The organism is Pacificibacter marinus, assembly GCF_018860665.1.
GTDB lineage: Bacteria > Pseudomonadota > Alphaproteobacteria > Rhodobacterales > Rhodobacteraceae > Celeribacter > Celeribacter marinus_A.
This window is the reverse complement of record NZ_JAHKPK010000002.1, coordinates 37,596-56,831: the sequence shown is the minus strand read 5'-3', so window position 1 is coordinate 56,831 and position 19,236 is coordinate 37,596. Positions and strand designations below refer to the sequence as shown.

The window sequence follows — 19,236 nt, the reverse complement described above, 5'->3', positions numbered from 1 at the left end:
GACCCAAACAAGTGGCTTGGTCTATGAATGTTATGATCTTGACATATAATTCAATGAACAGAGTGATTTAACAACAAACCTCTGGGCATATTTTTTGAGACACGGTGCGGCGTATCTTCGTACATAACCACACGATTTCGGCCACAAGATTTAGCCGCATAAAGCGCATGGTCGGCATCTTTCAAAGCAATTTCCAACGTTTTGCCTGCTTTTTCATTCATAGCCGTCACGCCGATTGACAATGTCACAGACTCAGGCTGCCCATTGTTCGACCATGTGACGGTACTTGCTACAGCGACGCGTAACACTTGGGCCACCTCCATCGCTTTTTCATGGGTCAAGTCAGGCAAAAGGATCAAAAATTCTTCGCCCCCCCAACGCGCAACCACATCAAGGCCACGCACGCGTTCGCGCAACACCCGCGCGATGTTGCGCAGCACCTTATCCCCTTCACAATGCCCCGCGACGTCATTGATACGCTTAAACATATCGACATCGGCCATAATGACACCAATGTGATCCGCCTTAGGCACGCGCCCCGTATCGTCAGTGGAGGTCCCCAAAAACTGCATCTCACGTACAGCGCGCCGGTTCCACAGACCGGTAAGCGGATCGATATTCGCCTTTCGCGTCAACTCACGCTCCAATGCGCGCCGGTCGCGGTCAACGCGCTCAAACAAAGGCCCCGTGATCAGCATTGTCACCAAGAACAGCCAAATCACACCGCCAACAACAGCTTCAGCTGCGCCATCGAAATCAGAGCGAATAGCCAAAATACCAATAAGCCAGGCCCCGCAGATAACGATTAGCAATTGCAACCGCGCCATACGTCCCCAAGATGACGTGGTTAAAAAATGTTTCAGCAATGGCGAACGCACGAACAACAAAAGCTCTGACGCGCCGAGCGTCAACAGCAACAAAGTCGTCACCAAGGACATTTGCCCATACAGACCTTGGTGCTGATATGAAAATCCCAAGGCAGACACGCTTGGAAAGACCAGACCTGACAAAATCATCACGATAGAGAGTGATGGCAAGCGGTGCCGCATAAAGGCACCCGTGCTCAGCAAAAACAGGCTGACTGCCGTATTCAACCCCATCGGAATATGTTGATCTGAGGTCAATCCAAACAGGGCTTCGACTCCTGATGAAAACAGCAAGCTGTGCCAAAAGATCGCCTCGTAAATGCGCAAGACTGCAAGACTGGCGATCAGCGCGAAAGCTATGTCACGCATATGCGTCGGCTTGCGAAAACCCCGACGCCCCATCACAGCAAGAGCCAGCAATACCAGACACATAGCGGTCAATCCATGCGTCTCGTTCACGTTTAAAACAGACGGCAGAAAGTGCACATCTGCGTTGAGAAAGAAAACCAAACCGATGGTTCCCGTAGTGCCTAAAGTTACCAAGATTTTTTGGAGTTTCAGCGCCACAAGCGCAGGCCCAAAACCGACAGATCCAACCTGATCAAATCCGAGGACGAGTTTTCTCATGCGGCTCATTAAAAGTCGCCTTTTACACATAACATTTTGACCACAGCTCCCCATCAGGACAAAACTCATAAAGCAATATGAGATCAGTGCAGTCAAAAGGTTAACAAAGTGTAAATGCGTGGGATACTAGAATCCCTGATCGCCAAACAGGCAAAAGATTGCTTATTTTCGCAGTTTGCGATTCCAAACCTTAGGTATGAAGACCTTAAAGGCGTCGACCAATCTTGGCAGCTTGGCGCGCGCGCTTGGCCATCAGCTTGGCCGCTTGTTGCTGCTCTAGATCGGCAGGCGTGTTGTTGTTCGCTTGTGGTGTGTCCTGCTGCTCTGCGCCACGTCCCTTTGTCACCGCGCTGATACCTGCACCAATGCCTTTATTGACAAGACGGCGCATCACTTGACTGATCACCATATTCAAAATGCGTTCGATATTCATCTGCCACTCCGTTTGTTTCACACCACTATGCCAAAAATAGCGTTTATGGTCTGTTTTAAAGGTCTCTACACGGGCAATACGCCATAAAGATGGCATTGAAACTACAGGCCCTGATTTTAACTTTCATCTTCAAACAAATCATCTTGCTCGTCGATGTCTTCCTCAGACATGCCCCCTATATCAGGCATTGGCCGACTTTCCAAAAGCCCTGCGGCGCGCAGCTCTTTGAGTCCTGGTAGATCACGCGCACTCTCAAGACCAAAGTGGTCCAGAAAATTGGGCGTCACGATATAAGTCACAGGGCGTCCCGGCGTCATACGTCTGCGTCCGAACCTGATCCATTCCATCTCGATCAGCTGATCAATTGTCCCACGCGACACGGACACGCCACGAATTTCTTCGATTTCAGCACGCGTGCAAGGTTGATGATAGGCAATGATCGCCAAAGTTTCAACGGCGGCTCGCGACAGTTTGCGCGTTTCAACAGTTTCCTTTTGCATCAAAAACCCAAGGTCAGGAGCCGTGCGAATGGCCCAAGCCTCATTCACGCGCACCACGCGCACGCCGCGCCCCTCATAGCGACGTTGCAACTGTTCGACAGCAACTTTTGGATCACATCCATGCGGCATACGCGCGGTCAAATCGGCAATGCTGACAGGATCAGCAGAGCCAAACAACACCGCTTCGACCATGCGCTCTTGTTCTGCCAAAGGCGGTGCCTCAAACAGGCTTTCGCGCGAAGCTTGGTCCTGTGCTGCGTTTTCGGATACACCTGTTGTAATGTCTTGGCTCATCTGTTGTTCACGCTTCTAATTTGAATAGGGGCGAAAGTGTCGCCTTGGCGGATTTCGATCTTGCCCGCCTTTGCCAGTTCCAACGACGCGGCAAAGGTGGCAGCGGTGGCGGAGCGGCGTTTTTTAGGATCGAGTTCCCAGCCTTCGGGTAAATAAGACGACAGATCAGTCCAGTCGCCCGCAAATGAAATCAGCCCCCGCATCCGCTCAAGCGCTTGTTCCATCGATAAAATAGACTCGCGATCCAAGACGAACGGGCGAAATTCGTCTTTGGTGCGAATGCGCGCATAGCCTTGCATCAAATCCAAAAGCGATGCCGTATAAGTGACATTGCGCACGCGATCCATGGTTTCAGGGATGCCCCGCGCAAAGAAATCACGGTTCTTTTGGTCGCGCGCCATCAATTTTGCCGCAGATTCGCGCATGGCTGATAGCCGCGCCAATTGAAATGCCAGATGTGCGGCAAGCTCTTCGCCTGACGGACCTTCATCTGCGGGATCAGGCGGCAATAACAAGCGCGATTTTAAAAAGGCCAACCATGCGGCCATCACCAAATAATCAGCCGCCAATTCGATCCGCAGCTCTTTGGCTTTTTCTACGAAAGCCAAATATTGATGCGCGAGCTGCAAAATCGATATGGTGCGCAGATCGACCTTTTGCGTACGCGACAGGGTCAGTAGCAAATCCAGCGGGCCCTCAAAACCGTCCACGTCGACAATCAAGGCCTCGGCCGCAAGCCGTTCCTCGACACTCAGCACTTCGCTCAGTTCAAATTGGTCGTCTTGGGACATGGGCGCAAACAGGCTCCAGTTAATCGAGAACGCTTATAAAGACTGAAATTCAGCTTCCAGCGCCTTAATGTCAATGGCCTGTGTCCTTGAGCTTGGCGCTGGAGGGCGCGCGGTGGCGGCATAATCTGCGCGGCGTTGCGCAATATCAGACATATTCCCTAGCGCTGCGACGCTTTGCATCTCAATCAGATCACCGTTGCAATGCAGCACGATATCACATCCGGCCTCAATCGCTTTGTGGCCCCGTTCAAACACATTGCCTTTCAATGCTTGCATAGACAGATCATCCGTCATGAGCAAACCGCCAAAGCCGATCTCGTTGCGGATCACATCGATACAAGCGCGGCTTTGCGTGGCCGGACGTTCCGGATCAATCGCCTCCATAACGATATGCGCAGACATCCCCATGGACAGATCATTCAAGGCTTTAAAGGGCGCGAAATCGATCTCAAGTTCCGTCTTAGAGGCAGATACACGCGGCAGGTTTTTGTGACTGTCCGCTGTTCCGCGCCCATGCCCAGGAATGTGTTTCATCAACGCGGCCACACCACCTGCGGCCATTCCGTCCACCATCGCGCGCCCCAAGTCGGCCACGGTAACAGGATCTGTGCCATAACAACGATTGCGTAAAAACGGATGCGTTAGATCACTGGCCACATCCAAGGTTGGCGCGCAGTTCACATCAATACCTACACTCAAAAGATCATCGGCAATCAAACGCCCGCGCAACCACATGGCGCGTTTAGGATCAGGTTTCGACAGACTATCATCAAGCGGCGGTTCAAATTCACGCCAAATCGGGCCACGCATGCGTTGAACACGCCCGCCTTCTTGATCGATCAAGATCGGCGCGTGCCAGCCCACTGCCTCGCGCAAATCATATGTTAAACGCCTAAGTTGTTCTTTTGTATCGACATTGCGCGAAAATAAAATGAATCCCCAAGGGTTTGCATCGCGAAAAAACTGCGCCTCAAGCGGTGAAAGCGTCAAGCCCTCACAGCCAAAGATATAAGCACCCTGCCCCATCAGTGACCGTTAGCGTTGGCGCGCGGGCACGCAGGCCGCATTGCTTGCGGTCAAAGCCGCGCAGAACCGATTGCTGTCTGCCGCGTCAGCAAAGCCAAGCGCACGCAGACGATAAAATGTGCGGCCACCGGATTCGGCTTCCTCAATAATGCGGGTTTTATCCTTCATCAAAGCGTCAAATTTCGACACCAGACGATCCCATTCTGCCCGCGCAATGTCTTCGTTTTGAAACGCACCGAATTGAACCAAAGGCGTACCAACAGCCACTTGCGACGTGGGCATTTCGTTTTCGGAACTGAGGGCTGCCAATATATCACCCGCAACATCGTTCAAATTCGCATCAGATATCGCAGCACTCGCAGTTACATCCGTCGCTGCCACTGCGGCCAAACGGACGGGGCGCGCTTTTGGCACAGGCGAGCGCGTTAACGCGCCCGTCTCTAGGGGCAATTCGACGCCTGCATCTGCCGCCACAGGTTCAACATTGGACAGTTCAAGCGGATCAGGCACGACCACTTCAGCCGATAAAGGAGCAAGAACCGGTAACGGCTCAGCCGGTTGGGTGTAGGCGTTGTCCGGTTGATAATTGGACACGATTGTCACTGTTTCACCCATGGGGCGGTCTTCATCTGTCAAAGCCATCGGACGCGGGGCCAGCGTCAAAGTATCCGCAGGGGCGCCAGCGGACCCATCAGCGGTTACAGAATTGACTGACAAGCCTTGGTGCATTGCCAATTGACCACCAGGATTTTCAGGCACCAAACGCGCGCTGCCAGACATGTCACGGATCACAGGCACACCTGAGACATCTCGGGCCATCAAGTTATAGCCCCAAATGCCCAATCCAAAGATAAGCGCCAAAGACACGATCGCCCCGCCCCATTGCGCGGCGCCAAGTTTTGGGCGCAGAGGCGTGCCATCTGTGGCATACCCACGCCCAGAGGCGTCATAGGTGTACGCAGGTTCTGGCGCTGGAAAAGGCTGTTCATAGCCGTAAGACGCGTGTTCTTGGGCGTGAACATGAGGCTGAGGGTCATTTATGTGACCATTGCCGTATTGATCATATGAGGGGTACTGGCCCGTTTGCGAGCCAGTTGAATAAGCGTCCGCCAGCGGAGCATAGCCCTGCTGCGTGCGCGCTGAATAGGTCTGCGCCATGTCTTTGCCTCTACCGCTTCCCGTTTTTTAACAACGGGTTATCGTCTGCTCTTGGAGAATTTCGGAAGCTAACGTCCCAATTCATTCTCCCAATATCCGGCACAGGTGCTTGTTTTTAACGCATCTCTTGTGCCGGCGTTACGCCTAGAATACCCAATCCTGCAGAAATAACAACGGCAACGGCCCGTGGCAGGGCAATTTTTGCCGATGATGCATTTAGGTCATCTTGCAAAAAGCGCAACTCTGGCTTGTCATTGCCCTTATTCCACAGCGCATGGAAATCTGATGCCAATTCGTACAAGTAAAACGCAATACGGTGCGGTTCGTGTGATTTTGCTGCGATTTCGACCTGACGCGGCCAATCGGCCAATTTGCGTGCCAATGTGACTTCAGCAGGATCATCAAACTGTGGCGTATCCGTCAAAACCACGCCAGCAGCCTCGGCTTTGCGCAATACAGAACAGACCCGCGCATGCGCGTATTGCACATAGAACACAGGGTTGTCTTTGGATTGTTCCAGAACCTTGTCAAAATCGAAATCAAGTGAAGCGTCGTTTTTGCGTGTCAACATGATGAAACGGGTCACATCTTTGCCAGCCTGTTCAACCACATCATTCAAGGTCACGAAAGTCCCTGCCCGTTTGGACATTTTGAATTCAGCGCCGTTTTTGAACAGTTTCACCAGTTGCACCAGCTTGATATCGCAGGCCACTTTGCCGTCAGACAAAGCCGACACAGCCGCTTTCATCCGTTTGACATAGCCACCGTGATCGGCACCGAAGATATCGATGATCTCGTCATAGCCGCGCTGCACCTTGTCATAATGATAGGCGATATCAGGCGCGAAATAGGTCCAAGCGCCGTCAGACTTTTGAATAGCGCGATCCACGTCATCGCCGTGATCTGTGGATTTAAACAGCGTTTGCTCGCGGGGTTCCCAATCGTCTGGCATCTGGCCTTTTGGCGGTTCAAGCGTGCCGCGATAGATCAAACCTTTGTCTTTCAACTCAGCGATAGCACTCTCGATAAGACCTGTATCATACAGCGCCTTTTCCGAGAAAAAGTTGTCCATTTTAACGCCAAGCAGCGCCAAATCTGCACGGATCATGTCCATCATCGCATCGGTTGAAAATACACGGAAATCGGCAAGCCACTCGGACTCAGGTTTGCCCAACAGGCTGTCACCGTATTTTTCCTTTAAGTCCTTCCCAACAGGCACCAAGTAATCGCCAGGGTACAGACCTTCGGCGATCTCAGGCGACAACCCATTGGCCTCGCGGTAGCGCTCATATACAGAGCGCGCCAAGGTATCCACCTGCCCGCCACCATCATTGATGTAATACTCGCGGGTCACGTCGTAGCCAGCATAATCCAAAAGACTTGCCAAAGCGTCCCCGAACACTGCACCGCGCGTGTGCCCCACGTGCATAGGTCCCGTCGGGTTGGCGGACACATATTCAACATTGACCTTTTTGCCCGCGCCAAGCGCGCTTTTGCCGAATGCCGTATCGGTCAAAATGGATGTCACCAAACCACCCCAGATGCCTTTGCTCAGGCGCAAATTGATAAACCCCGGCCCCGCCACATCCACACTTTCAATGCGCGGGTCCGCAGACAATTTATCCGCCAAAGCCTGCGCGATGGCACGCGGGTTGGACTTGGCTGGTTTGGCCAAAACCATCGCCGCATTGGTCGCCATATCACCGTGCAGCGCATCGCGTGGCGGTTCAACAGCGACATTGTCAAAGGACAGACCCTCGGGCAATACGCCCCCGGTGGTCAATTCAGTGAGGCTATTGATAACAAGGGCGCGGATATCGGCGAATAGATTCATGGTCTCTGTCTCTTCTGGTGAGTTGGCACGGGTTTATCATTCCCCGCGCTCAGGTCAACGCCCCAAAGCGGTTCAAACCTGCGCGATACGCCCTATATAAAGTCGATCCCTTGAAAGATGAGTTGTGACGCTCAAACCGTCTCAGGCGGAATCAAACCGATCACACGAATGGGGGCTGACAGACGAGCGCGGGCGGCAGCCAGTTTGGCGTCACTCATGCGGCGCATCAACTGTGCTTTGGCGGTTTCGCGCAAATCCTCTGGCAAAGCGTCGATCTTGGCCTTTGCTCTATTGGGGAACAACAATTCCACCTCATCAGGCGACAGACGTTTAACGCAGCCATCTTCCGACAGAAGCCCCAAAAGCTTGGCCTCTGGATTCATGGCTTTCCAATCGTCAAAGCCGAACTCTTTCGTCAAACCGGTGATGCGAAGCGTCCAGCCATCTGTCATAAGATCTTCGAAATCACGAAAGTTTCGCCCGTTGCCGAAGGGCCTGCCGCCAAGCTGCGTTGGCAAAGCGTGTTTGGCCTTGTCACTTTTATGTGGCGCGATTTGCCACATGTGTTCGCGGCCCAATTCAGCCCCCAAGTCCGTGGCCACCAGCGTGTTATAAGCATCATTTTCACTGGCCGCGATCACGGTTTGATAGGACAGCATTTCCACCGAATGTTCCGCCGCCTCCGACAAAACATCGCCATAAAACACCGGTACGCCATGCGCGCGGGGCCGAATAAGACGGGCATGATTGGTATCAGCGACAATCACCGGCACACCTTCTTTTTGCAATGCTTCGCCCAAAGCCGTCGTAAACCGCGACCCTCCGACCAACATGACCCCCGGCGTGCCTGTTGCTGCCAGCCCCAAGAGCCGCGCGAATGGCGCAAGCGTGAACCCATGCAGCACAACCGTGACCATGACCAAAGCAAAGGCCAAGGGGCCGATGAGGGCTCCGTCAGCAATGCCAGCCGCGGCAAGCCGCTCACCGAACAGACCTGCGACGGCGACCAAAACAACACCACGCGGACCGGTGAAGGCGATCAAAATCCGCTCGTTACGGGGCAGCTTGGTGCCGATCAACGATAGGAACACCGTCAACGGGCGCGCCACCAAGACGATCAGACCAACAAAAACGCCCGCGCGCCACGTCAATTGCCCCAAAGAGGCGAAATCAAGCGAGGCGGCCAGCAAGATGAAAACACCGGAAACCAACAGGATTGTCGCGTGTTCCTTGAAACGACGCAATTCAACAAAAGATGGCAGGTCGGCATTGGCGATCACCAAGCCCATCACCGTCACGGCCAAAAGCCCACTTTCATGCAGCAACATATCGGGCACGGCAAAGCAGACCAAAAGCGTCGCAAATAGCACCGGAACCTTCATGTACTCAGGCACTTGTCCACGCTTAAACATCCGCGCAAGACCAAGTCCAGTGATCAGCCCCACGATCAAAGCCACGATAAACCCAATCGCCAACTGCCCCAAAGCATCACTCAGGCTTTCCGCCTCGTGGAACACCAAGACGAATTCAAAAGCCAGTACGGCGGCCAATGCACCGATGGGATCGTTGACGATGGCTTCCCATTGCAACAGGCTTGCGGGGCGCTTGTCTAACTTGGCTTGGCGCAGCAGTGGCGCGATCACAGTTGGCCCTGTGACCACCATAATACCGCCAAACACCGCTGAGGTTTCCCAACCAAGCCCTGCCCCGAAATGCAGCGCCAATGCTGACAACAGCCAACCCAAAGGCGCGCCGATACAGACCAAACGTTTGACCCCTTGGCGCGCATCCCCCAGCTTGTGCAGTTCAAGCGTCAGCCCGCCTTCAAACAAGATCACGGCCACAGCCAAGGATATCAATGGCTGCACTATAGGTCCGATATCGCGGGCCGGATCGAACAGGCCAAACACAGGCCCGATCAGCAGACCAACAGCCAACATCACAACGATAGCAGGCAGTTTCAGCCGCCAAGCCAGCCATTGCGCGCCAACGCCGGCCGCTCCGACAAGGGCAAAAGCTTGAACCGTCGTCAATCCAGCAAGATGTTCCGTGGCCATGAAATGGCGCTCCTTTTAGCCGTCCATATTCAGGACAACATCGCATGTGCCTGTCGCCGATAAAAGCAACTACGCAGCGTCAAACAGACGTTCGTATTCTTGGATGGCAAAGCGATCCGTCATACCAGCCACGTAATCCAAAACGATACGCGCCAAATCCGTATCACTTTTCGCAACAGCCACCTCTTGACGCCATTCTTTAGGCAAAAGTTCCGGCTTTTCCATAAACAGTGGAAACAAAGCGTTGACCATCGCCGTCACGCGCTTGCGCTCAACAATCACAGAAGGTGCGCGGTACATGCGTTTGAATAAGAACGATTTAATCGCTTTCAAGTTTTGAAAGAACGGCTTGGAAAAGCGTATAATCGTTCGGTCCATATCGCGGATATCTTGCGCCGTTTCCGGCAAGGCACTGCTTAGCCGGTTGTTGGCGATGGTGATTACATCCTCAACCATATAGCCGAAAATCCGCCGCAAAGCCTCATGATCGCGCCTGTTACGATCAAGATCAGGATAGAGCCGATCCACCTCTTCATAAGCTGGCCCCGTCAAAGGCAGCTCCATCAAATCCTCAGCCGTGAACAGGCCCGCGCGCAGACCGTCATGTAAATCATGGTGATTATACGCGACATCATCAGCGATGGCTGCGACCTGCGCCTCGGCTGAGGCAAAAGTGTGCAGCTCCAGATCAAATTGGTCGTTCACGTCTTTCAGCGCATAGGGAACAGGTGCGTCGCTTGGGTGTTTTTTCGGATCAGCGTTGGGGCCTATGATAGGCCCGTTGTGCTTGGCGATACCTTCCAAACTCTCCCATGTCAGGTTCAGCCCATCAAAATCGGCGTAGTGCTTTTCCAACTTGGTGACGATCCGTAAAGCCTGCGCGTTGTGATCAAACCCGCCGTAAGGCGCCATCAGTTCAACCAAAGCGTCTTCGCCTGTATGGCCAAAGGGCGAATGACCCAAATCATGCGCCAGTGCGATGGCTTCGGCCAGCCCTTCATTTAACCCCAAAGCCCCCGCGATAGTGCGGGCCACTTGAGCGACCTCAATCGAATGGGTCAAACGGGTGCGGTAGTAATCGCCTTCATGCTCAACAAAAACTTGTGTCTTATGTTTTAAGCGACGAAAAGCCGATGAATGAATGATACGGTCGCGATCTCGTTGAAAAGGCGAGCGAAATGTCGAAAGCGTTTCGGTATAAAGCCGTCCGCGGGTTTCCATCGGTTGGCTTGCATAGGATTTGAGCATGGACTGTCCTTGTCGTGCGTCGTTAGCCACCTTATATTGAAAAATGTACACCGCGACAAACACCGAAACCCCTTCCCTTAAAGGTTTCATTGAAATTGTCGCCAATTAAGAGCGCCGCACAGACCATGACCCTTACTTTGCCTCCCCAAGTTACCCCACGCGCCTTTGCACGGCTTGCCGAAATCAACGCCGAGCTTGGCGATGTGAAAGCATTGCGGGTGGCTGTTGATGGGGGCGGTTGTTCAGGGTTTCAGTATGACATCACGCTTGATGATCCTGCCGAGGATGATGTTGTGCTTAAAAGTGACGGATCATCTGTGGTGATCGACCCTGTGTCATTGCCATTTTTGGAAAACGCTGTAATCGACTTTACCGAAGAATTGATTGGCGCGCGGTTTGTGATTGAAAACCCAAACGCCACCTCGTCTTGCGGGTGCGGCACGTCCTTTTCTATGTAATCACTCATTTTGATGTCAAGCGAATGACCTGCGACGCCCTCCTGATCTGAAGATAGCCCAGATACAATAGACGCTGCGATGTATCATATACGCTTCACGCCTCGTCTATTCAGGGGTGAAATTTATCACGTTTAAGAAGTTGGCGCTCGACACGTGATAGGTGCCGCTTAGTTTCTTCAATATCGCCATTGTAAGTCTGTAAAGACTTTTTCCAAGACCGTAGCACCGAACGTGGCGACCACGGTAACGCTGCATGCATCAGCCAAGATCGCAACTCCGTCGGCAGTTGATCATAAGCCGCCATAGGATCCCCTTTTCGCACACGCCGCTTTAAACTGCTTTGGGCATTTCGCTTTCGCCGAGAACGTTTCATCACGCGCCCCATGGCGCGCAGTACCTATGGCGAAGCCTGTGATATGCTATAATCGACTTGATGTCTATTGCTGTTAAGAACGGCATTTAGGGTCTCCATCTTCTTTATCATAATGGCCAAGTTAATACCGCCACCAATATGATACGTAATAACATCACAACTTAAATTCAAGCAAGCACATCATATGCGCCTTATACATTTCGTAGTGAACCGATACGTCATGACCCCTTGGCCAATTGCGCACGAACACAATTCACAAACATCAAACGTTGCACTCATCGATTTCCGTCTGTGCTTTTTCGCGCGAAGTCTGTGCATTGAAACACTCACGAAATTGTCAAATTTCGCTCTTTTTCTTGTGAACAATCAAGGCCTTACAATTTCAACCAGAGGGACTATTTCCAATGGCAAGGCAGCAATGAAGCCACACGGGCATGCTGCCAGACACACATATCAATTCGTCTTGAAAGGACACATCATGTTTAACACTTCCGTAAAAACACTCGCAGCCGCAGCCGTTCTGATCGCAGCAGGCTCTTCCGCTTTCGCATCTGACCACATCTTTGCGGATCGCTCACAAGATCTGAAATCATACGTTGAACTCGATCTCGTACGTGCCTCAACAGACGGCGTTGTTGATATTTACGAATTGACAGCAAACGGCCAAGGCAAATTGCTCGGCACACAAGCCGTCCACGCTGGTGCAAACCAAAATGTACGCGTGAGCTTTGACACAATCACCAACCAAGACGTTATCGCGGTTCTGACAACAAACGGCTCAGTTGCTGCCACTCAAGACATCGACGTTTCTGTAAACTAAGAACCGCTCCAAATCTCCTCCTCCTCTAAAAGGCGGCCCTCACGGGTCGCCTTTTTACGTTTACAAGACCCTGCTTATAAGACCTGACAGAGCGCCTTAGTTGATTGTGCCGCCTGGCGGCGGATCAATCCCGCAAATCACTATCCCCTGGGAGGTGCTTTGCACGCGCTTCCCCTCAATCATACAAAAGTCCGAACGCTTCACACAGAACCGAAGTGATTTTTGGTTGCCTTGGTACTGGTGCGCTCAGCACAAAACCATCACAATTAATTGGCCTAAAATCACGCCCCCCCCTTTTGAGCAATCACAGTTTCAGCCCGCATTTGTTTCTGCAAATCTGATGACACCACCACGATCTCATAGCAAAACCCGTTTGGGGGTATCAGAAATAATATGCAGAACCGCATCAAGACGTGTCGCAAGATTCGGTTAAAATCTTGAGATCCTTTTTTTGGATTTTTCACGCCTTTTTCTCAGCTTTTTTCGCTCTCTTTTACTCTCTTTTTCGTGAGCATTTCGGCTTTGTTACGCCCCTTATTACAGTCGTATTACATTTCTGTTTCATGTGACCTCAATGCTGATTTCCGGCACTGCCATTTCGCAATGTCACGGCCACATCCATGCATTTGCTTTTTTAACTTTGTCCAGAAAACATCCCCAGACACGTATGCCTAACCTATGGAAAACACCTCATAATTTGGCAATGCGGCCACATAGAACACTGTGTCACCTATCCGTCTGCGCGCAAATGCAGGGTTTTGTCAGCAGAAAAGCACTCACTAAGCCGTGAGTTACCGCTCTTTTTTTCGTGAATTATCAACCCCTTACAATCCTTTGAAATTGGAATAGATCGTTTGGCAAGGCAGCAATGAAGCCACACAGGCACGCTGCCAGACACACATATCAATACGTCTTGAAAGGACACATCATGTTTAACACTTCCGTAAAAACACTCGCAGCCGCAGCCGTTCTGATCGCAGCAGGCTCTTCCGCTTTCGCATCTGACCACATCTTTGCAGATCGCTCACAAGATCTGAAATCATACGTTGAACTGGATCTCGTACGTGCCTCAACAGACGGCGTTGTTGATATTTACGAATTGACAGCAGACGGCCAAGGCAAATTGCTCGGCTCACAAGCCGTCCACGCTGGTGCAAACCAAAATGTACGCGTGAGCTTTGACACAATCACCAACCAAGACGTTATCGCGGTTCTGACAACAAACGGCTCAGTTGCTGCCACTCAAGACGTCGACGTTTCTGTAAATTAATACCAAACCAAATCTCCTCCTTCTCTAAAAGGCGGCCCTCACGGGTCGCCTTTTTACGTTTTGCGAAGGCATGAAACACTTGCCTCATCAGGCGATTTGATATTTTACGCCTCCATGAACACAATAACCCATTCCCATTACGACACGATCATTTTAGGTGCAGGGGCCGCAGGCCTGATGTGTGCTGGATTTGCGGCGGCCAAAGGCGGGCGTGTTTTGGTTGTGGATCATGCCAAACGCGCTGGTGACAAAATTCGCATTTCTGGCGGCGGGCGTTGCAATTTCACCAATATGTTTGCTGGTCCTGAAAACTTCATCTGCCAAAATAAGCATTTCGCCAAATCGGCTTTGGCGCGTTATACGCAATGGGATTTCATCGAACTGGTCGCCAAATATGGCATCGCCTATCACGAGAAAACACTGGGGCAGCTGTTTTGCGACGATAAGGCCACCCAAATCATCGATATGTTGCTGTCTGAGGCCAAGGACGCTGAGGTTGCTTTAAGCACATCAATTGATGCGATGGCGCATGATGGTACTGAATTTCGTGCAACCCTGTCGGGGCGCAACGTGACAGCAACCAATATCGTTGTGGCCACGGGCGGAAAATCAATCCCGAAAATGGGCGCGACGGGGATAGGTTATCAGATCGCCACGCAATTTGGCGTGCCGCTGACAAATACACGCCCCGGATTGGTGCCCCTGACCTTTGGCCCGCAAGAGCTGGAGTGGATCGTGCCGCTTGCTGGCACGGCGCTAGATGGCCGCCTGGAGGCCAATGGCACCTCGTTTGAGGAAGCGCTTTTGTTCACCCATCGCGGCATTTCTGGCCCTGCTGTGTTGCAAGTGTCGAATTATTGGGTTGAAGGCGATACGGTGCATGCCAACCTGATGCCAAACAGATCGATCTTTGACGCACTACGCCAAGAGCGCGCTGACAATGGTCGCCGCCAAATGAGCACGGCTTTGGCAACGCTTTTCCCCAAAAAACTGGCCACAACTTTGGCTGAAAACCTGAAACTATCGGGCAATTTGGCGGATCAATCCGACAAGGCATTGCAGGATCTCAGTGAGACCTTGCATGCCCTGCCCCTGAAACCCACGGGGTCCGAAGGCTACCGCACCGCCGAAGTGACCCTTGGCGGGGTTGATACAGATGCGCTGAGTTCGAAAACCATGGAAAGCAAACAGCTCAAGGGTCTGTATTTCATCGGCGAAGTTGTCGATGTGACCGGTTGGCTTGGGGGTTATAATTTTCAATGGGCTTGGTCATCTGCCGCCGCCGCAGGGCGCGCTATTGCAGATCGAGCCTGATCAGCGCTTTCCCTTGCGGGTTTGCGCGTTTAAACTTGGTTGCGTAAAGACCAACACCACAAACATAACGGATGCGTCATGAAAATTGCCAGCTTTAACATCAACGGTATCAAAGCCCGCATAGACGCGCTCACAGATTGGCTTAAAGAATCTGATCCCGATGTGGTGATCTTGCAAGAAATCAAATCCGTGGACGAAAATTTCCCCCGCGCGCATTTCGAAGACATGGGCTATATCGTTGAAACCCATGGCCAAAAATCATTCAACGGCGTGGCGTTTTTGTCAAAAATCCCGTTGGAAGATGTCACCCGTGGCCTGCCAAATGGCGCGGGCATGGGGCGTGACGGCGCGGATGATATCGAGGCGCGCTATATCGAGGCGACGGTGATTGGCAAAACGACATCCCTGCGCATCTGCGGGTTGTACCTGCCCAATGGCAACCCAGTTGACTTGAACAGCGACGGCACACCCGTTGAGGGATCAAAATATGATTTCAAGCTCAAATGGATGCAGCGCCTGCAGGATCGCGCGCGAGATCTGTTGCAGCTCGAAGAACCATTTTTACTGGCTGGTGATTTTAATCTGATCCCGCAGGCCGAAGACGCCAAACGTCCTGATGCGTGGCGCAAGGACGCGTTGTTCCGCCCTGAAAGCCGCGAAAAGTTCCGCATGTTGATGGACCTTGGGTTTACGGACGCTTTGCGGGTGAAAAACAGCGCAGATGAAACCTATACGTTTTGGGATTACCAAGCGGGTGCTTTCGATCGCAATGATGGCATTCGAATCGATCACTTTTTGCTTTCGCCACAAGCGGCAGATCGGCTGCAAGACTGCCAAATCGATGCCTATGCACGGGCCAAATCCAAGCCATCAGACCATGTGCCCATTTGGATAGAAATCGATCTCTAAAAAAAAATTATAGAAAATATAAAAAACGCACCCGAGACCTGTAGCACGCTCACATTTAGATCGCACAAACGTGATCAAATAGGCTGCATCCGGATCGGACAAAAGACATGAGCCCAGCATGGGGTTATCCCCATAACTCTGTCTTCATCTGCCGCAAACGAAAAACGCCTGCAGAGTAACCTGCAGACGTTTTTATCAACCAAACACGATCAAAGCGTGTTGATTACCATTTTTTCCCATCGTCGGCGCGACCTTTACCAAGGTGTTTGCGCAGGCGTGATGGTACTGATTTGGTGTTATTTTTATACGGATTGGCGTCACCTTGATCACGGAACCACAAACGAATGGGGGTGCCGGGCATATCAAAGTCGACCCGCAAGCCATTGATAAGATATCGTTTATAGCTCTCGTTTAGTTTGTCAGCATGCGAACACATCACCACGAACCCCGGTGGACGGGTTTTGGCTTGGGTCATATAGCGCAGCTTGATCCGACGTCCACCCGGTGCGGGGGGCGGATGTGCCTCACACATGGCTTTAAGCCAACTGTTCAAGCGGGCCGTAGGAACGCGGCGGTTCCAAATTTCATGCGCCTTCAAAATCGCTTCTTGCAACTTATCAAGGTTCTTGCCTGATTTCGCAGAAACAGTGACCAGTTGCGCGCCTTTGAGTTGCGGCAGTAAACGCGCGAATTCTTCACGCAAGAATTTGGCTTTGTTGGATTTATCGGTTTCTTCGTCCCATTTGTTCACAGCGATTACAACGGCACGGCCTTCGCGTTCGGCCAAATCGGCGATGCGCAAATCTTGTTGTTCAAACGGAATAGACACATCCAGCAAAACAACTACAACTTCCGCGAATTTAACCGCCCGCAAACCATCAGAGACAGACAGCTTTTCCAGCTTTTCTTGTACCTTGGCTTTTTTGCGCATCCCAGCGGTATCGAACACACGCACAGGTGTGTCGTTCCAATTCATGGTGACAGAAATACTATCGCGGGTGATGCCCGCCTCGGGACCGGTAAGCAAACGCTCTTCGCCCAAGAGCTTGTTAATCAAGGTGGATTTACCAGCATTCGGGCGACCAACAACGGCAATCTGAAGCGGTTTCTCGAAGGTGAACTCACGTGAAGACCCTAAAGTGTCGCCCTCTTCATCGAAATCTTCATCGGTCAAAATCACGTCAACATCAGGTGTGTCGCGCTTGGCACGTTCTTCGAATTCCTCAGAGATCGGCAACAACATATCGTAGAGGTCAGACATGCCCTCGCCGTGTTCCGCAGACAGGCGCACAGGTTCGCCAAGCCCCAAAGAATAGGCTTCCAAGAACCCTGCCTCGCCCGCATGACCTTCGGCTTTGTTCACGCCCAAAATCACCCGCGCAGATTTGCGACGCAAAATGTCAGCGAACACTTCGTCGGCCGGTAAGATGCCTGTACGGCCATCCACAAGGAACAGGCAGACATCGGCCATACCCACAGCGCGTTCGGTCAGCGCACGCATCCGGCCTTGCAGGCTTTCATCTGTGGCCTCTTCCAAACCAGCGGTGTCGATGACGGTAAAGGGCATGCCTTGCAGCTTGGCCTCGCCTTCGCGCAGGTCACGGGTCACGCCGGGTTGGTCATCAACCAATGCCAGACGGCGTCCAACCAAACGATTGAACAGGGTCGATTTGCCCACATTCGGACGGCCGACAATTGCTAGTGTAAAACTCATGGGTGATCCCGCTTTTCATCTCAAGTCGCCCCGATACACCCAAAGGGCCTTTGGGGTAAAGGGGCAAAGCTCAGGTCGTCGTGATGGGGGCTTAGTTCAAAGCCGCCATTGTGCCGTTTTCAAGCAAGACATACATCACGCCGCCCACGACAATCGGATCGCTGGCAGCGCCGGCAGGCAGGCTCACTTGTGTAACCAAAGCGCCAGATTCAGGGGCAAACCCGCGCAGCATCCCATCAGAGGAGGCCACCCAAAGTTTACCGCCCGCAGCAACAGGTCCGTAATGTGCATACACATCTTTACGTTTTTTCACCTTATCCGTGGTGAACAAGGGCAATTGCTGCCCCCAGATGCGATTGCCATTTGAGGCAGACAAACGCACCAATTCAGCACGATCCGAGATAATGAACACTGAGCCGCCGACAACTGAGGCAGCACTATAGGCCCCTTCGCGGGCCGTCCAGCGGCGTTCGCCCGTCTCCATATTAAAGGCCGCAAAGCGCCCGGCCTGATTGCCCATGTAAACTGTGCTGCCAACGATCACAGGATCAGAGGTGATATCAGAAACATTAGCATAGACTAGCCCAGCACGTTGCCCCGCGAGCGAGGCAGACCAAAGACGCGTGCCGCCTTTGCGAAACAGCCCGTAGACATCGCCCGCAGCAAAAGGCACAACAGCCAAGCGATCATTCACCGCAGGCGCAGGTGCGCCGACCCGTGAGGCAATCGTTTCAGGGCCGCTGATTTGCCATTTGACCAAGCCTGTCGTCAGATCGATGGCCCAGACTTGCGAATCGCCGCCCACCACATAGACCAGACCTCGATGCACTGTCAGGCCAGACCCGCCAGCCGCATCGATGCGTTGGGTCCAAGCGCGTGCGCCTGTGGCCAAATCAAACGCAATGATGTCACCATAAGCGGTCGCTGCCAACAATGTTGATCCAGAGATGGCCAAAGACCCGCCAGAGGCATCGCCCTGCCGTTCACTGGCCGGAGTAATATCTTGGGTCCAGACAGCAGCCCCAGTCGAGGCTGATACAACGGTCACATGAGACCCCGCATCAAAGGCCGCGACATATCCGTTGGCCGCCACAGGGGCCGAGGTCATGCGCAATTTGCGTGTGTTGCCTTGGCCGATGGGCGTGGCCCATGCCACGGTCGGGGTGGTCGCAGTAAATGCGTTATGACCAGAGGCATGGCTGGCTGATCCACCCGTTTGCGTCCAACTGGCCCGCGTCACCTGCGCGCCAAGTGAGATCGCAACAGAGCTGTTCGCCACCTTAACATCGTTTGCACTCGAAATGGCCAAACCATCACGCAGATCGAGACGCTCTCCGGGCAAGATCACCTCTTTGTCACCACAAGCCGACAGGCCGACGGCCAAAAGAAAAAGCCCTGTTTTACCAAACTGCGCGATCATGTTGATGATCCCCTCGTCAAATGTCGTTTTCTTACGCTCATATTCTAGAGAGCGCCCGTGCCCACGCTGTAGGCCCGTGTTAATTGGCCCTGACATCGTGCATGGCCGCAAAATCATTTATCTA

General features: G+C 52.6%; 17 protein-coding genes. 5 read left to right on the top strand and 12 right to left on the bottom strand.

What is annotated here, in order from left to right; translation table 11 throughout:
• Window positions 1-50: 50 nt before the first annotated feature.
• The 9 genes from KO497_RS00415 to KO497_RS00375 form a co-directional block, all read right to left on the bottom strand.
• Window positions 51-1,502 carry a GGDEF domain-containing protein gene (locus KO497_RS00415; RefSeq protein ID WP_215941995.1) on the bottom strand — a complete coding sequence of 484 codons (1,452 nt, stop codon included), beginning with the start codon at window positions 1,500-1,502 and terminating at the stop codon, window positions 51-53.
• Between the two features lie 196 nt (window positions 1,503-1,698).
• Window positions 1,699-1,926 (bottom strand): hypothetical protein, encoded by a 228-nt coding sequence (locus KO497_RS00410; RefSeq protein WP_252729439.1) that lies wholly within the window; start codon window positions 1,924-1,926, stop codon window positions 1,699-1,701.
• Window positions 1,927-2,042: 116 nt separating this feature from the next.
• The gene (scpB, locus tag KO497_RS00405; protein WP_215941994.1) at window positions 2,043-2,720 is read right to left on the bottom strand and encodes an SMC-Scp complex subunit ScpB; all 678 of its coding nucleotides are present in this window, start codon (window positions 2,718-2,720) and stop codon (window positions 2,043-2,045) included.
• Window positions 2,717-3,511 carry a segregation and condensation protein A gene (locus tag KO497_RS00400; protein WP_215941993.1) on the bottom strand — a complete coding sequence of 265 codons (795 nt, stop codon included), beginning with the start codon at window positions 3,509-3,511 and terminating at the stop codon, window positions 2,717-2,719. Before KO497_RS00400 ends, scpB begins: the two co-directional genes overlap by 4 nt.
• Window positions 3,512-3,544: 33 nt before the next feature.
• A complete protein-coding gene (locus tag KO497_RS00395; protein ID WP_215941992.1) occupies window positions 3,545-4,537 on the bottom strand; it encodes a glycoside hydrolase family 3 N-terminal domain-containing protein in 993 nt (330 codons plus the stop codon).
• Window positions 4,538-4,546: 9 nt separating this feature from the next.
• Entirely contained in the window at window positions 4,547-5,695 is a 1,149-nt protein-coding gene (locus tag KO497_RS00390) for an SPOR domain-containing protein (protein WP_215941991.1), read from the bottom strand.
• A 115-nt stretch (window positions 5,696-5,810) separates the two neighbouring features.
• Window positions 5,811-7,529 carry an arginine--tRNA ligase gene (argS, locus tag KO497_RS00385; protein ID WP_215941990.1) on the bottom strand — a complete coding sequence of 573 codons (1,719 nt, stop codon included), beginning with the start codon at window positions 7,527-7,529 and terminating at the stop codon, window positions 5,811-5,813.
• Window positions 7,530-7,660: 131 nt separating this feature from the next.
• Window positions 7,661-9,586, bottom strand: coding sequence for a cation:proton antiporter (locus KO497_RS00380; RefSeq protein ID WP_215941989.1), 1,926 nt, complete (start codon window positions 9,584-9,586; stop codon window positions 7,661-7,663).
• Between the two features lie 69 nt (window positions 9,587-9,655).
• Window positions 9,656-10,834, bottom strand: coding sequence for a deoxyguanosinetriphosphate triphosphohydrolase (locus KO497_RS00375; RefSeq protein ID WP_215941988.1), 1,179 nt, complete (start codon window positions 10,832-10,834; stop codon window positions 9,656-9,658).
• A gap of 125 nt (window positions 10,835-10,959) precedes the next feature.
• Here KO497_RS00375 and KO497_RS00370 point away from each other — a divergent pair, with 125 nt between their 5' ends.
• Window positions 10,960-11,292, top strand: coding sequence for a HesB/IscA family protein (locus KO497_RS00370; protein WP_215941987.1), 333 nt, complete (start codon window positions 10,960-10,962; stop codon window positions 11,290-11,292).
• 109 nt (window positions 11,293-11,401) lie between these two features.
• Here KO497_RS00370 and KO497_RS19050 read toward each other — a convergent pair whose 3' ends face one another.
• A complete protein-coding gene (locus KO497_RS19050) occupies window positions 11,402-11,665 on the bottom strand; it encodes a DUF6525 family protein (protein ID WP_289846641.1) in 264 nt (87 codons plus the stop codon).
• A 478-nt stretch (window positions 11,666-12,143) separates the two neighbouring features.
• On the opposite strand from KO497_RS19050, the gene KO497_RS00365 reads away from it, so the two are divergent.
• The 4 genes from KO497_RS00365 (at window position 12,144) to xth (ending at window position 15,978) form a co-directional block, all read left to right on the top strand.
• Window positions 12,144-12,485: a hypothetical protein gene (locus tag KO497_RS00365; RefSeq protein ID WP_215941986.1), complete on the top strand. Its 342-nt coding sequence runs from the start codon at window positions 12,144-12,146 to the stop codon at window positions 12,483-12,485.
• Window positions 12,486-13,413: 928 nt separating this feature from the next.
• The gene (locus KO497_RS00360) at window positions 13,414-13,755 is read left to right on the top strand and encodes a hypothetical protein (protein WP_215941985.1); all 342 of its coding nucleotides are present in this window, start codon (window positions 13,414-13,416) and stop codon (window positions 13,753-13,755) included.
• Between the two features lie 114 nt (window positions 13,756-13,869).
• A complete protein-coding gene (locus KO497_RS00355) occupies window positions 13,870-15,069 on the top strand; it encodes an NAD(P)/FAD-dependent oxidoreductase (protein WP_215941984.1) in 1,200 nt (399 codons plus the stop codon).
• Window positions 15,070-15,147: 78 nt separating this feature from the next.
• On the top strand, window positions 15,148-15,978 hold the full coding sequence (gene xth, locus KO497_RS00350; protein WP_215941983.1) for an exodeoxyribonuclease III: 831 nt from the start codon (window positions 15,148-15,150) through the stop codon (window positions 15,976-15,978).
• Between the two features lie 223 nt (window positions 15,979-16,201).
• Here the strand turns inward: xth and der are convergent, their stop codons facing one another.
• Both der and KO497_RS00340 read right to left on the bottom strand, forming a co-directional pair.
• Complete coding sequence (gene der / locus KO497_RS00345; RefSeq protein WP_215941982.1) at window positions 16,202-17,692, bottom strand: ribosome biogenesis GTPase Der; 1,491 nt, start codon at window positions 17,690-17,692, stop codon at window positions 16,202-16,204.
• Window positions 17,693-17,783: 91 nt separating this feature from the next.
• On the bottom strand, window positions 17,784-19,208 hold the full coding sequence (locus KO497_RS00340) for a PQQ-binding-like beta-propeller repeat protein (RefSeq protein ID WP_215941981.1): 1,425 nt from the start codon (window positions 19,206-19,208) through the stop codon (window positions 17,784-17,786).
• Between the last annotated feature and the right edge of the window lie 28 nt (window positions 19,209-19,236).